Origin of the sequence: Nocardiopsis sinuspersici (genome assembly GCF_001998325.1) — a bacterium.
In the GTDB taxonomy this organism is placed as follows: domain Bacteria; phylum Actinomycetota; class Actinomycetes; order Streptosporangiales; family Streptosporangiaceae; genus Nocardiopsis; species Nocardiopsis sinuspersici.
Genome location: NZ_MCOK01000001.1, coordinates 573,665 through 588,773, shown reverse-complemented (window position 1 = coordinate 588,773; position 15,109 = coordinate 573,665). Strand labels below are relative to the sequence as shown.

Below are 15,109 nucleotides of genomic sequence, written 5' to 3'. Positions count from 1 at the left end.
GCGGGTTCGGCTGATTGCCGTGAGTGAGAGTATTTGTCCGACTCCGCCGGGTTGTCAATGGTTTCCGGAAAATTTCGGTGGGGTTAATCCCCATCGGGAGAGAGTAATCCCTGGCCAGAGGTGATTTCTGGGCGGTAAATCCGAAAACGACATGGAGTATCGCAGGGAGAGGTGCAGACACCGGGCCGATGAAGCCGAAAGTTTTCGGATAGTTTCGGGGCACGCTGCGCGGCGTACAAGGGACGGAGCACGGCCGAGACCGGCCCGCCGCGGCCGCTACCGTCGGGTGCTCCGCGTCCGGCGACACGGACGGCCGGGACCGGGACGCGGCCCCGGCCTCACGCAGGAGGCCCGTGGGGGACGGGAGGATCCGGTGCGGGCGGAGGGCCGGGGCTCGCGCAGGGCGGGCGTCGGACGGCCCGGTGGCGCCTTCCCGGCGCGGGGTTCACCGTCGCGGGCCGGCGCCCCGGGTGTTCTCGGAGGAGCGTGTCCGCGTCCCGAGGACCGGAGAGCCGATCACGCGGCTCTTCCCCGGGTCAGGATCCCTCGGCGCGGCGGATGCGGGTGATGGGGACCGGGAGCACGCACACGGGAACGGGGACGCCCAGCCGGTGGCCGGTGTCGGCGGGGACGCCCGTGTCGGGGTCGAGGAGCAGGGAGGCCAGGGAGTCCCCGTTCTGGGCCGCCACGACCAGGTGGTCGGGCTCCTCGCGGTGGCCGCGCACCACGGTGAAGTTGCGCGGCCACGGCCCTCCGGCCGGGGCGTTGGCCACGTGCTCCAGCCGCGCGCCGCCGTCGCGGACGGCGAAGGTGGAGATCGTGTCGGCGCCCCGGTTGGACACGTACACGTGGTCGCCGTTCGTGAGGATCTCGGCGGGGAAGTTGTCGCCCGCCGCCTCCTCGCCGGTGGCGTGGACGGAGCCGAGGTGTTCGGCGGTGCCGGTGCCCGGGTCCCAGCGCAGGACGTGCACCCGTGAGTCCAGCTCGCCGGCGACGTAGAGGTACTCCCCCGCCACCGCCGTGTGCCGGGGGCCGGTGCCCGGGGGCAGCGAGACGGCGCCGACCTGCTCGCCGTCGCGGATGACGCGCAGTTCGTCGGTGCCCAGGTCGGCCACGAGCACGTGGCGCTCGTCGGGGGCGGCGGCGCTGTGCGCGTGCGGCCCCTCCTGGCGGCCGGTGACCGGCCCGCTCCCGGTGTTGGCGAACTCCGCCGCTCCGGCGATGAGCGTGCCGTCCTTCCCCAGTCCGTACACGGTCGCCACGCCGTTGGCGTAGTTGGCGACCGTCAGCCGTGAGTCCACCGCGAGCACGTGGCAGGGCGATCCGCCGCCGGTGGGGGCCGAGCCCAGCTCGGTGAGCCGGGCCTGCCCGTCGACACGGAAGGCGGCGACGGTGCCCTCGGCGCGCTCGTTGACCGCGTAGACCGTGGGCGGGTCCTCGTGGAAGGCCAGGAAGGAGGGGCCCGGGGTGCGGGCGGCCACGCCGCCGTCGGCCATCTCCCCCGTCATGGGGTCGAACCAGACCCGGTAGATCCCGGCGCCCTCACCCGCAGGGTCGGAGTCGGGGGTGTAGGTGCCCACCAGCAGGAGCCGCCGTCCGTCCACCGCTTCGCCCACCAGGATCCCCGTTTCGCTCGCGCCCGTGCCTCACACCGTCAGTGGTCTAAACCACAGGGCGCATGCTACAGGCCGCCGTCCGGAACCGGGCGGTCGGCCCCGGGCCGACCCGGTGGGAGGACCGGTGGCGGGACATCAGCTCCCGGTACCGGCGACGGCGGCCAGGATGTACTCGGGACGCCTGAGGTCCTGCCAGGTGAAGCGGACGATCCTGGCGTCCGGATACCAGCGTTGAAGGGCGTTCTGCCGTTCCCGGTCCCGGGCGAGGGCTCGCGGGCTGCTGTGGGGGCCCAGGCCGTCGGCTTCGCCGATGAGCCTGGAGGCCTCCCACCAGAAGTCCACCACCGCGAGCGTCCTGCCCGACCCGTCCACGAAGCGGCGTTGCAGTTCGTCGGGGGGCAGGCCGCCGTCGACACAGACCAGGCGGATCCGTGTCTCCAGCGCGCTCTGGGACCGGGAGTCGGCCAGCGACCACCAGCGGCGGACGTTCACGCACCCCCTGCGCCGCCGGTTGGCCCTCTCCAGTTCCTCGAACTCCTCCTGCCTGACGAGCCCCTGGTTCAGAGCCGAGTCCATGAGGCACACGGCGGTGTCGCGGTCCACCCGAAGGAGGGTGTCGCGCAGGGTGCGGCCCGGACGGGTGACCCTGATGCAGCCACCGATCTCGGTGAGCTCCTCCGCAGGGGTGTCCCAGCTGTGCAGTGTGATGCCGGTGACGTGGCGCTGGGCCCCGAGCGCTGGGACGACCATGTGGGCCTCGCGGCCGTCCCAGCGCGGGAGCCCCTGCATACCCCACAGGAGCGCTGCGGTCTCACCTGCGGCGAAGGCGTGCGGGCCCAGGGCCAGCTGCGCGGCCATGACACCGGATCGCAGCCGGTCCGGGCTGCCCATGGGCGAGAGCAGCGAGCGCACGGCGTACACCTGCCGGTACGGCCGCCCCCACTCACCGCCGCGGAGCAGGCAGCGTATGTCGGTCTGGCGCAGTCCGTGGGCGCGGGCCTGCTGCCAGCTCAGGACACCGTACTGGCGCACCGCGGTTCCGGTGGCCGCGGGGAGGGGACCGCCCGGGCGTGGCGGGAGCTGTTCCATGCGACCACTGTCCGTCAGCCGGCTTCCGGGCGCCACAGGGTCGCCGTACCTGTGGACAACCCACTCCACCTTTGTTGATCTTGTACTTATAGCGAGTTTGGGCGCCCAAACTCGCTATAAGTACAAGATCAACCGGGAGGACGGCTACTTGCGGCCGACCGCCTTGGCGGCCTCGACGGCCTTCATGATGCGCTTGTCCGAGACCGGGTAGGCCGTGCGCAGCTCCTGGGCGAACAGGCTCACCCGGTACTCCTCCAGCATCCAGCGCAGCTCCACCACGTCCGGGTCGGCCGCGCGGCCGGGGCCGAGGCTCCCGCGCAGCCTGGCCACCGCCTGGCGCATCTGCTCGACCTTGGCCATGTTCACCTGGTCGCGGCGCGGGTTCTCCGGCAGCTTGTTCAACCGGTACTCCACTCCGCGCAGGTAGCGGTGGAGGTCGTCCAGGCGCGACAGGCCCGCCGCAGTGACGAACCCGTCCCCGACCAGGCCGGCGAGCTGGCCCTGCACGTCGTTGAGCGAGGGCAGCACGGCCAGGGACGTGGTGCCCTTGACCTTCTTGGACACCTTGCGCCACAGCACCAGGACGCGCGCGCTCTTGTCGAGGACCTCGGCGAGGGTGTCGCCGAGGTCGGCGCGCACCCGCTCGGCGAGCTTGTGGAAGTCCTCGCCGTTCCACACCGGGCCGCCCTCGCGGGCGAGCAGGTGGTCGACCGCGGCCGACTCGGCGTCGGCCAGCATCTTGCCGACCGAGCCGTGCGGGTTGTCGGCCAGGGCGAGCTTGTCGGGGTTGTTCAGGCCCTTGCTGACCACGTGCGCCACCGAGGGCACGGTGAGCAGCAGCAGGCGCCGGGTGCCCGCCCACATGGCGGCGCGCTGCTCGGGCCGGGTGTCGAAGATGCGGATCGCGACGCTGTCGCCCTCGTCCACCAGCGCCGGGTAGCCCTTCACCCCGGGGCCGAGCGACTTGCGCTCCAGGGTCTGCTCCAGCGGGCCGAAGTCCCAGGAGGTGATCCCCTTCTTCTCCACGCCCTTGGCCTCGGCGGAGATCGCCTCGCGCAGGCGCGGCTTGAGCTTGGTGCGCAGCTTCTCCAGGTCCTTGGACTCGGCCAGGGTGCGGCCCCGCTCGTCCACCGAGCGGAAGGTGATGCGCAGGTGGTCGGGCACCCGGTCGAGCTGGAAGTCGGCGGGGGTGATCCGCTCCCCCGCCATCTGGGTGAGCTCGGCGGCCAGCGCCTCGGTGAGCGGACCCGAGTAGGGGTCCAGTCCCTCCCGCGCCCGGGCCGCGTGGTCCGGGACGGGCACGAAGTTGCGCCGCAGCGGCTTGGGCAGGGACCGGATCATCGCGGTGACGAGTTCGTCGCGCAGGCCCCGGATCTGCCAGTCGAACCCGGTGTTGTCCACCTGGTTGAGGAACTTCACCGGGATGTGCACGGTGACGCCGTCGGAGTCGCTGCCCGGCTCGAACTGGTAGGTCAGCGGGAAGGTGAACTCGCCCTGGCGCCACACGTCCGGGTAGTCGTCCTCGTTGACGACGTCGACGCCCTCGTTGATGAGCTCCTCGCGGGTGAAGTCCAGCAGCTCGGGCTCGGTGCGGCGGGCCTTCTTCCACCAGGAGTCGAAGTGGGCGGCCGAGACCACCGAGTCCGGCACGCGCGCGTCGTAGAACTGGAACAGCGTCTCGTCGTCCACGACGATGTCGCGGCGGCGGGCGCGGTGTTCGAGGTCCTCCACCTCGTCCAGGAGCTTGCGGTTGTCGTGGAAGAAGTGGTGGCGGGTCTCCCAGTCGCCCTCGACCAGGGCGCGGCGGATGAACAGCTCCCGGGACAGCTCGGGGTCGATCCTGCCGTAGGACACCTTGCGCTGCACGACGATGGGCACGCCGTAGAGGGTGACGCGCTCGAAGGCCATGACGGCGCCGCGCTTGCGCTCCCAGTGCGGTTCGCTGTAGTGGCGCTTGACGATGTCCCCGGCCAGCTCCTCGGCCCACTCCGGCTCGATCTTCGCGACCATGCGGCCCCAGAGCTTGGAGGTCTCCACCAGCTCGGCGGCCATCACGAAGCGGGGCTGCTTCTTGAACAGCGCCGATCCGGGGAAGATCGCGAAGCGGGCGCCGCGCCCGCCCAGGTACTCGTGCTTCTCTGGGTCCTTGAGCCCCACGTGCGAGAGCAGCCCGGCCAGCAGCGACATGTGCACGCCGCGCGGGTCGGCGGCCTCCTCGCGCGGGCGCGGAACGTCGATGTCCATGGAGCGCAGCACCTGTCGGAGCTGGCTGTGGATGTCCTGCCACTCGCGTACGCGCAGGTAGTTGAGGTACTCCTCGCGGCACAGCCTGCGGAACTGGTTGCCCGACAGCTCCCGCTGCTTCTCGCGCAGGTGGTTCCACAGGTTGAGGAAGGCCAGGAAGTCCGACTCCTTGTCGGCGAACCTGGCGTGCGACTGCTGGGCCTGCTGCTGTTTGTCCGCGGGGCGCTCGCGCGGGTCCTGGATGGACAGGGCGGCGGTGATGACCAGCACCTCGCCCAGGCAGTCGCGCTCGTGCGCCTCCAGGACCATCCGGCCCAGGCGCGGGTCGACGGGCAGCTGGGCCAGCCGGCGGCCCGTCCGCGTGAGCCTGCGCTTGGCGCCGGAGGCGTCGGGGTGCAGGGCGCCCAGCTCTTCGAGGAGGTTGACGCCGTCCTTGATCTGGCGGTGGTCGGGGCCGTCCACGAACGGGAAGGCCGCCACGTCGCCCAGACCCAGGGAGGCCATCTGGAGGATGACCGAGGCCAGGTTGGTGCGAAGGATCTCGGGGTCGGTGTACTCGGGACGGGAAAGGAAGTCCTCCTCCGAGTACAGCCGGATGCAGATGCCCTCCGAGACACGGCCGCAGCGGCCCTTGCGCTGGTTGGCGGAGGCCTGGGAGACCGCCTCGATGGGCAGGCGCTGCACCTTGGTGCGGTGGGAGTAGCGGGAGATGCGCGCGGTGCCCGGGTCGATGACGTACTTGATGCCGGGGACGGTCAGGGAGGTCTCGGCGACGTTGGTGGCCAGGACGACGCGGCGTCCTCTGTGGGAGGACCACACGCGTCTTTGCTCGGAGACCGACAGGCGCGCGTAGAGCGGCAGGATCTCGGTGTTCGGGAGCTTCTTCTTCTCCAGGGCCTCGGCCGTGTCGCGGATCTCGCGCTCACCGCTGAGGAAGACCAGCACGTCGCCGGGGGGCTCGTGGCTGAGCTCGTCGACGGCGTCCAGGATGGCCTGGGTCTGGTCGCGGTCGGTGCCGCCGCCCGGGTTCTTCTCCTCCGGGTCGAGGATCTCCTCGGAGATGGGCCGGTAGCGGACCTCGACCGGGTAGGTGCGGCCGGAGACCTCGACGATGGGGGCGTCGTCGAAGTGGCGGGAGAAGCGCTCGGGGTCGATGGTGGCCGAGGTGATGACGACCTTGAGGTCGGGTCGCTTGGGCAGCAGCCGCTTGAGGTAGCCGAGCAGGAAGTCGATGTTGAGGCTGCGCTCGTGGGCCTCGTCGATGATGAGCGTGTCGTACTGGCGCAGCATGCGGTCGTGCTGGATCTCGGCGAGCAGGATGCCGTCGGTCATCAGCTTGACCAGCGTGCTCTCGCCGGAGGAGTCGGTGAAGCGGACCTTGTAGCCGACGGTCTCGCCCAGCGGGGTGCCGATCTCCTCGGCGATGCGCTCGGCGACCGTGCGGGCGGCCAGCCGCCGGGGCTGGGTGTGGCCGATGGTGCCCATGACGCCGCGCCCCAGCTCCAGGCAGATCTTGGGCAGCTGGGTGGTCTTGCCGGAACCGGTCTCACCGGCGACGATGACGACCTGGTTGTCCCGGATGGCCTCGGCGATGTCCTCGCGCCGGGCGCTGACCGGGAGTTCCTCGGGGTAGGTGAGCTCCGGGACCGCCTCGCGGCGCAGGTCCACGCGCAGGAGGGCCTCGTCGATGTCCCCGGCGATCTGGGCGGTGACCGAGGCGCGGCGGCGCTCGTCGCTGATCTTGGCCAGACCGTCGATACGCCGACGCAGCCGGTGGCGGTCCGAGGGCATGAGGTCGCGCAGCCGGGAGCGGAGTGTGTCCGCGGCGGGCGCGGGCGTGGTGGTGCTCATCAGTAGTCAAGGGTAGAAGGGGCGGCAACCGGTTTTCGCCGCCGGGACCGCGCCGACGCGGCGCGGCGCTCCGGCGCGTACGGGGCCTGGGGCACGTAGGAGCCAACGTCCGCCGGGCCCGGGTTGTTCCGAACGCCGTCCCGGCGGGCCCTCCGAGGCCGTCGGTGGGCGGATCGGCGGGAGGGAGGGCCATCGGACCCGCGGGGACCCGTCACGGGACTCACCCGCCCGCGGGCCGCCCGGCGCAGACCCGGATGCCCGGAACCGGCCGGATGTCTACGATGGTCCGCATGCCCCAGGACACGCGTAGCTCCCTCGTCGCCTCGGCACGGCAACTGCTGGACTCCGGCGGGATCGAGGCGGTGACACTGCGCGAGGTCGGGCGCCTGAGCGGGCTCTCCCATATGGCGCCCTACAAGCACTTCGCGGACAAGGAGTCCCTCCTGGCCGCGGTGGCGGCCAGGGAGCTGGAACGGCTGGGCGACATCATCGACCGCGCGGCGGGCCAGGCCTTCACCGCGCGGGAGGCCCTGCGGACGGTGCTGCACTCCTACACCGCCTGGGCCATGGACCACCCGGCGCGGTTCTCCCTCGTCTTCGGCACCTGGTCCGGGCCCCGGGAGGAGCTCGGGGCCGCGGCCCGGCGCACCCGGGCCTCCCTGACCGCGGTGGTCCGGCAGTGCCAGGTCGACGGGTCCCTCCCGGGCGGGGACACGGAGCGGCGCACCGCGCTGCTGCTGGCCGCCGTGCACGGCGCGGTGAGCCTGGCCATGGCCGGTCGCCTCAGCCCGGACAGGGGCGGCACCGACCCCGACGGCCTCGTCGACGACCTGCTGGAGCTGCTGGGCTCCGCCGCCGGGAAGCGGTAGGCGGCGGGGCCGCGCACTGCTCCCCGCCCGCCACGCAAGCAGGGCACCGTGGCGGGCGGGGAACGGATCAGCCGCGGTTCCTGACGCGGTCGCTCAGGCGGCGCACCAGCGAACGCCCCGCCGGCTTCCGCTCCCGCGCGAGTCCGGCGACGGCCTCCTCGACGGCCGCGGCCGTGTTCTCGGCGTGCTCCTCCAACATGGTGAGGTGGTCGCCCGGGACCTTGGCGCCGCTGCTCTGACCGGGCCACTCCCACCCCGTTTCGAGCACCTCGCCCGACGGGGTGCGGACCGGCTCCTCCGGGCAGACCTGCGTGACCGGGACCGGGAGGGGACCGGGCCGCCAGTCGGCGAACAGTCCCAGGTAGCCGCCCATGGCGGTCAGCCGGGCCGCGTCGAGGAGTTCGAACTCGCTGGCGCGCGCCATCACCGACTCCGTGACGATCGGCAGCGACGCCGCGACGAGCGGCAGCACGCCCGGTTCGCCCGGGACCGGCGTGTCCAGCAGCACCACCCCCGCGGGCGCGCGCCCGCGACGGTGCAGCTCCTCGGCGACGGCGTGCGCCACCCAGCCGCCCGACGACCGCCCCACCAGCACGAACGGCGCACCGTCCGCGGCCCGGAGCGCGGCGTCGGCCTGTCCGTTGACGAAGACCCCGGTGTCGGCGGGCAGCCGCTCCTCCGCGAGGAACCCGGGGGCGGGCAGGACGTGCACCCTTCGCCGCCCCCGCATCCCGGCCGTGAACCGGGCGAACTCCTGTGCGCCCGAGGTCATGACCAGGGACGGGAAGCAGACCAGGACCGGTTCCTCGGGGCCCGTGGAGAGCTGGACCGGCTCGACCGGCCACGGGTCCTCGGCGCGGACCACCGCCCGGCCCCGGGACGCGGCCCGGACCATCGCGACCGCGTCCTCCGGACGCCCGTCCGCGCAGGTGTCGCGGAACAGCCCCACCAGGGCGTCGGCCGGTTGCGCCGGCTCGGTCAGGCCGGCCGCCCCGGCCGAACCGGCCGGTTCGGCCGGGGCGCCGCCGGTGCCTCCGGCGGTCCCGCCGCCCATCTCCGCGTCCAGGTGGGCGGCCAGCAGCGCGGGGGTCCGGTGCTCGAACACCACGGCGGCGGGCAGCCGCAGCCCGGTGGCCTCACGCAGGTGGTTGCGGAGTTCGACCACCGTGAGGGAGTCGAAACCCGTCTCCAGGAAGTCCTGGTCCGCCTCCACGCGGTGTCCCGAGGGGTATCCGAGGATCTCGGCGGCGCGCGCGGCGACCAGCTCCTCCAGCAGGGCGCGGCGCTCGGCTCCGGCCCCGGCGGCACGCAGCTTCGCGACCGCGCCGGAACCGGCGTCGGACCGCCGCCCCTCCCGTGCCCGCACGAGTCCTCGCAGCAGGTGCGGGACGGCCTCGGGCGAGGTCGCGCGCGCCCGCAGGCCGGCCAGGTCCATCGGGACGGGGAGCAGGAGGGCCTGGCCGGTGTCCGCGGCGGCGTCCATGAGCGCGCACCCCTCGTCCCCGCCGATGGCCTCCACCCCCCAGAGCCGCGTCATGCGGGAGGTCTCGACGTCGCCGAGGCGTGCGGTCGCCTCGCTCGTGTCGGCCCAGCGCCCCCAGGCCAGCGACTGCGCGGGCAGCCCCAGGGAGCGGCGGTGGTGGGCGAGGGCGTCCATGAAGGAGTTGGCCGCCGCGTACCCTCCCTGGCCCGCCGAGCCGAGCACCCCGGCCGCCGAGGAGAACAGCACGAAGGCGTCCAGGTCGCGGTCGGCGGTGGCCGTGTGCAGGTTCCACGCACCGTCGACCTTGGGGCGCAGGACCCGCTCCAGGGCCCGGGCGCCGATCCGGGTGACGGTGGCGTCGTCGACCACACCCGCGGAGTGGAACACTGCGGTGAGCGGATGGTCGTCGGGCACCGTGTCCAGGAGCTCGCGCAGCTCCTCGGGGTCGGCGACGTCGCAGGAGGCGACGGTCACCTGCGCGCCCAGGGCGCCCAGTTCGTCCACGAGTTCCCGAGCGCCGGGAGCACCGGCGCCGCGGCGTCCCACCAGCAGCAGGCGGGTGACGCCGTGCCGTACGACCAGGTGGCGGGCGACGAGGGCGCCGACCGTGCCGGTACCGCCGGTGACCAGGACCGTACCGCCGGGGCGGAAGCGCGTGGCCATGCCCAGCACGACCTTGCCGACGTTGCGCCCCTGCTGCATGAGGCGGAAGGCGTCGACCGCCCGCTCGACGGGGTAGCGGGTGACCGGGACACCGGGTAGCTCCCCCTTCTCCAGGAGCGGCAGGATCGCCGCGAAGGCGCGCTGGACGCGCTCGGGGGGAAGGACTGACAGGTCGAAGGCCCGGTACAGGACGCCGCCGTGCTCGGACGCCACCCGTTCGGGGTCGCGGAGCTCGTTGTGTCCCAATTCCACGAATCTTCCCGTGGGCGCCATGAGCCGCAACGACGCGTCGATCGCCTCTCCGGTGAGGGCGTTGAGTACGACGTCGACGGGCGGGGCGCTCGCGCGGAAGCGCTCCTCGAAGTCGAGGCGACGCGAGTGCGCGAGGTGCTCCTCCGCGATCCCCTGCTCCCGTAGCATCCGCCACTTCTCGGGGCTGGCGGTCGCGAGGACCCGGGCACCCAGGTGCCGTGCCAGATGCAGTGCGGCCTGTCCCACTCCCCCGGCCGCCGAATGGACGAGGACCTGCTCGCCCGCCCTGAGACCGGCCTCCTCCACCAGCGCGATGTAGGCGGTCAGGTAGACGGCGGGCACCGCGGCGGCGGAGGCGTCGTCCCATCCCTCGGGTACGGGGGCGACGAGTCCGCGCCGAGCGATGGCGACCGGTCCGAAGGCGCCGGGGAACAACCCCATCACCCGGTCGCCCGGCGCGAGGTCGTCGACGTCCGGGCCGACCCCGATGACCGTGCCGGTCCCCTCGTGTCCGATACTCACGGGACCGGGGTGCATGCCCATGGTCATCAGTACATCCCGGAAGTTGACCCCGGCCGCGCGAACCGCGACACGGACCTCGCCGGGGGCCAGCGCCCGGTGCTGGTCGGGGTCGGGGACGGGGGCGAGCCCGTCGATCCTTCCCGGGACGCGCACGTCCAGCCTCCAGTCCGTGCGGCGCTGCGGCAGGTGGAGACCGCCGCGGTCCGGGCGGCGGGCCTCAGCCAGGCGGGGGACGTACAGACGACCGTCTCGGACGGTCACACGGGGCTCCCCCGTCGCGGCGGCGGCCGCGATGAGGGAGGTGTCGGGCCTGTCGATGTCCAGGAGCAGGAAGCGTCCGGGGTTCTCGGTCTCCGCGGAGGTGATGAGTCCCCACACGGCGGCTCCGGACAGGTCCACGGGTCTTTGCGCCGAGTCGTCGGGGAGCCGTACCGCGCCGTCGGTGACGACCACGATCCTGGTGTCCCCGAGGCGTCCGTTATCCACCCACGCGAGTAGGAGGGCCAGGACGCGGTGGAGCTCGGCGCGGACGTGGTCGGGTGCCTCCCCGTCACCGCCGCCCGCGGGTACGACGACCAGCTCCGGCGCGGGCGCGCCCGCCTCCAGGGCGGTCTCCAGGGCGGCCGCGTCGGGATACCGCGTCACACCCTCGGGGCCTCCGGCACCGACGGTCGCCCACGTGTCGGTGCGAAGCGTACGCGCGTCGCTCCCGCCCACGGGCCCGGCCGCTTCCGTCCAGTCCTGTTGGAAGAGGGCGGGCGGCTCGGCGGCGACCGGGGCCTCTCGCACCGTCAGGCGGTCGATCGACAGGACCGGTGCGCCGTCGGCGTCCGCGTGGACCACCGACCACGTGTCACGGCCGGTCCTGGTGACACGGGTCCGCAGCCTCGTGGGCGCGGCGGACGAGTGGAGGCGCACGCCCCGCCAGGCGAACGGCATCGGAGATCGTCGTTCACCGCTCCCGGTGAGGTGGTGCAACAGCAGCGCGTGCAGGCCGGCGTCGGTCAACGTGGGATGGGGGCCCGCCATGCCGGGGGCATCGTCCGGCAGGATGTCGAGTTCGGCCTCGCTCCCCACTCCGGCGCCGTCCTCCCACGCGGCGCGCAGGCCCTGGAAGGAGGGTCCGTAACCGTAGCCGAGCGCGGAGAAACGCGCGTAGGCCTCCCCCACCGGCAGCGGAGCCGCGTCCGCGCGGGGAGGCTCGGCGGAGGACGGCTCCTCACCGGTCTCCGGGACGAGTTCCCCCTCTGCGTGCAGGGTCCACGCGTCGTCGCCCGGGGGAAGCGACAGCACCCGCACAGCCCGGGCTCCGTCACCGTCCGGAGGGTCGACCACGATCTGGATCTGGAGCCCCGTCCCGTTCTCGCCCGGCGGCACCTCCACCGGTGCCCGCAGCGTGAGGTCGGCGACCTCGGGACACCCGCACTCGCGTCCCACGTGGAGTAGGAGCTCCAGCATGGCCGTGCCCGGCAGCAGGGCCCTGTCGCCGAGGGCGTGCTCGGCCAGCCACGGGTGGCGGTCGACGTCGAGCAGGCCGGTGAACACCGTCTGCCCGGTGCCGGCGACGGGAACGCGCGCGCCGAGGAGGGGGTGCCCGGCGTCCCCCACCCCGAGGGCGGCGGGCTCCGCGAAGGTCCGGGGCTCGGGGAGCCAGTAGCGGTGGTACTGGAACGGGTACGTGGGCAGTTCCACGGGCGGGGTGTCGCATCCGCCGCCGAGCACCCGGTTCCAGTCGACATCGACACCGCGACAGTGCGCCTCGGCCAGCACCGTCTGGAACCGTGTGGGCTCGTCCCTGCCACGATGCAGCGTTTCCAGGACCACGTGACCGAAGCGTTCGCGGTCCTCCAGGGTCTGCTCGATGGCCAGGGTCAGCACCGGATGCGGGCTGATCTCGACGAACGTGTCACTCTGGCGTGCGACGCGGTCGACCACCGGGGCGAGAAGCACGGGATGGCGCAGATTCCGGTACCAGTAGTCCGCGTCGAGTGATGTACCCGCCACCGCCTCTCCGGCCGGCACGGCTCCCGGCGTCCACTCGGTTCCGGAGGCGACGGTCGAGTGGAACGGGACCCTTCCCCTCCTCGGCCGGATACCGGCCAGGTCGGCGCGCAGCCTGTTCCCGATCCGTTCGACCTGGGCGGAGTGGGAGGCGTAGTCGACGTCGACGCGGCGCACGCGCGCGTCACCTTCCGCGCAGGCGCGGACGAGTTCCGTGATAGCGTCGCCGTCCCCCGAGACGACGGTCGACTCGGGACCGTTGACCGCGGCCACCCCGATTCGTCCCCGCCACGGGACGATCAGTTCGGCGGCCCGCTCGGGGGCGCACGCCAGTGCGGCCATCCCCCCGTGTCCGGCAAGCTCCTTGAGGGCCTGGCTGCGGAGTGCGACGACGCGCGCGCCATCCTCCAGTGTCAGGGCCCCCGCCACGCACGCCGCGGCGATCTCCCCCTGCGAGTGGCCGACCACGGCGGCGGGTTCCACACCGGCGGAGCACCACACCCTCGCCAGTGACACCATCACCGCCCACAACACGGGCTGCACCACGTCCACGCGGGCACCCTCACCGGCCACCGCGGGAGCTTCGGGATCACCGCGCAGTACGGCGCCCAGGGACCAGTCGACGAAGGGGACGAGTGCCTTCTCGCACTCGACCACGGCGTCGGCGAACACCTCCGAGGACAGCAGCAGCCCGCGGGCCATCCCCACCCATTGGCCGCCTTGGCCGGGGAACACGAACACGGGGGCGACGGCCCGGCCGCCACGGGCGGCCGTGCCGGTGACGACCCCCTCGGCCCGGCTCCCGTCGGCCAGCGCGCGCAGGCCCTCCATGAGCTCCGTGTGCCCGGTGCCGACGACCGCGGCCCGGTGGGCGAAGGCGGTCCGGGTGGTGGCGAGTGCCCGGGCGACCTCGGAGGCGTCCGGTGCGTCGCCGCCCGACGCGGTGAGGCCCTCCAGGTGTGCGCGCAGGCGCGCGGCCTGCTCCCTCAGCGCCGGTTCGGTGCGCGCGGACAGGACCCACGGCCGGGGTCCCTCCACCAGCGGCCGGGGACCGGCCTCCTCCCACTCGGCCGGGACCTCCTCGGGGGCCTCCTCCACGATCACGTGCGCGTTGGTCCCGCTGACGCCGAAGGAGGACACCCCGGCCCGGCGCACCCGCTCGCCCCGCTCCCACCGGCGCGGCTCGGACAGCACCCGCAGCCGTCCCGACGACCAGTCCACGTGCGGTGTGGGCTCGTCCGCGTACAGGGTCCGCGGCAGCACGCCGCTCTGGAGGGACAACACCATCTTCATGACGCCGGCCACCCCCGCGGCGGCCTGGGTGTGGCCGATGTTGGACTTGAGCGAACCCACGCCCACCGTCCCGGAGTCCCGGCCCGGGCCGAACACGTCCATCAGGGCCTGGGCCTCGATCGGGTCGCCCAGTTCGGTCCCCGTGCCGTGCGCCTCCACGGCGTCGATGTCGCCCGCGGACAGGCCGGCGTCGGCCAGCGCCGAGCGCACCACCCGCACCTGGGCCGGGCCGCTGGGGGCCGTCAGGCCGTTGGACGCGCCGTCCTGGTTGATCGCGCTCCCACGGATCACCGCCAGCACACGGCGTCCGTGGCGGCGGGCGTCGGACAAGCGTTCCAGGACCAGCGCACCCGCGCCCTCGGAGAATCCCGCGCCGTCCGCTCCCGCGCCGAACGCCTTGCAGCGGCCGTCGGCTGCGAGTCCGCCCTGCCTGGCCATCTCCGTGAACAGCGACGGCCCCGTCATGACCGTGGCGCCGCCCGCCAGCGCGAGGGAGCACTCGCTCCGGCGCAGGGCGCGGACGGCCAGGTGCACGGCCACCAGCGAGGAGGAGCAGGCCGTGTCCACCGTCAGTGCCGGGCCCTCCAGTCCCAGCGTGTACGCCACCCTCCCGGAGGCGACGCTCGTGGCGGTACCCGTCATCAGGTACCCCTCGGCCTCCTCCGGGACCGGGAGCGAGCCCGAGGTCGAGCCCTTGGCGTAGTCGCTGACGCTGATCCCCGTGAACACCCCGGTCGGGCTGCCCGCGAGGGAGGAGGGGTCGATCCCCGCGCGCTCGACCGCCTCCCACGACACGTGGAGCATGAGGCGCTGCTGCGGGTCCATGGCCGCCGCCTCACGCGGCGAGATCCCGAAGAAGTCCGCGTCGAAGCCCGCCACGTCGTCCAGGAAGCCGCCCCAGCGCCTCGATCCCAGCCGGTCCGCCAGGGCGTCCAGGTCCCATCCCCGGTCGGTGGGCGGGTCGCCGACCGCGTCCACCCGGTCCTCCAGCAGGCGCCACAGCGCCTCCGGGGAGTCCGCCCCTCCCGGCAGCCGGCATCCCATGCCCACGATCGCGATCGGCTCGGAGTCGCGCGAGCGCAGGTCCTCCAGTTCGGCGCGCGTACGGCGCAGGTCGGCGGTCACCCGTTTGAGGTAGTCGAGGAGTCGGGCGTCTTCCGTCATGGTGTTGACTCACCGTTTCGCGTTGTCCACGGACCCGGGGCCAGGCGTGGAGGGGTGCTTGG

Annotated in this window: 5 protein-coding genes; 1 reads left to right on the top strand and 4 read right to left on the bottom strand. The window is 73.3% G+C overall.

All coding sequences use genetic code 11. The features are described from left to right. Positions 1–536 precede the first annotated feature (536 nt). From NOSIN_RS02535 to hrpA, 3 genes are all read right to left on the bottom strand, one after another. Complete coding sequence (locus tag NOSIN_RS02535; RefSeq protein ID WP_236743284.1) at positions 537–1,616, bottom strand: lactonase family protein; 1,080 nt, start codon at positions 1,614–1,616, stop codon at positions 537–539. Between the two features lie 135 nt (positions 1,617–1,751). Next, positions 1,752–2,705: a PDDEXK family nuclease gene (locus NOSIN_RS02530; protein WP_077689184.1), complete on the bottom strand. Its 954-nt coding sequence runs from the start codon at positions 2,703–2,705 to the stop codon at positions 1,752–1,754. Between the two features lie 144 nt (positions 2,706–2,849). Next, the gene (hrpA, locus tag NOSIN_RS02525) at positions 2,850–6,800 is read right to left on the bottom strand and encodes an ATP-dependent RNA helicase HrpA (RefSeq protein WP_077689183.1); all 3,951 of its coding nucleotides are present in this window, start codon (positions 6,798–6,800) and stop codon (positions 2,850–2,852) included. A 290-nt stretch (positions 6,801–7,090) separates the two neighbouring features. Between hrpA and NOSIN_RS02520 the strand changes: the two genes are divergently transcribed. Next, complete coding sequence (locus tag NOSIN_RS02520; RefSeq protein ID WP_077693361.1) at positions 7,091–7,669, top strand: TetR/AcrR family transcriptional regulator; 579 nt, start codon at positions 7,091–7,093, stop codon at positions 7,667–7,669. Positions 7,670–7,736: 67 nt separating this feature from the next. On the opposite strand, the gene NOSIN_RS02515 is transcribed toward NOSIN_RS02520, so the two are convergent. Continuing rightward, positions 7,737–15,047: a type I polyketide synthase gene (locus NOSIN_RS02515; RefSeq protein WP_077689182.1), complete on the bottom strand. Its 7,311-nt coding sequence runs from the start codon at positions 15,045–15,047 to the stop codon at positions 7,737–7,739. Positions 15,048–15,109: the final 62 nt, after the last annotated feature.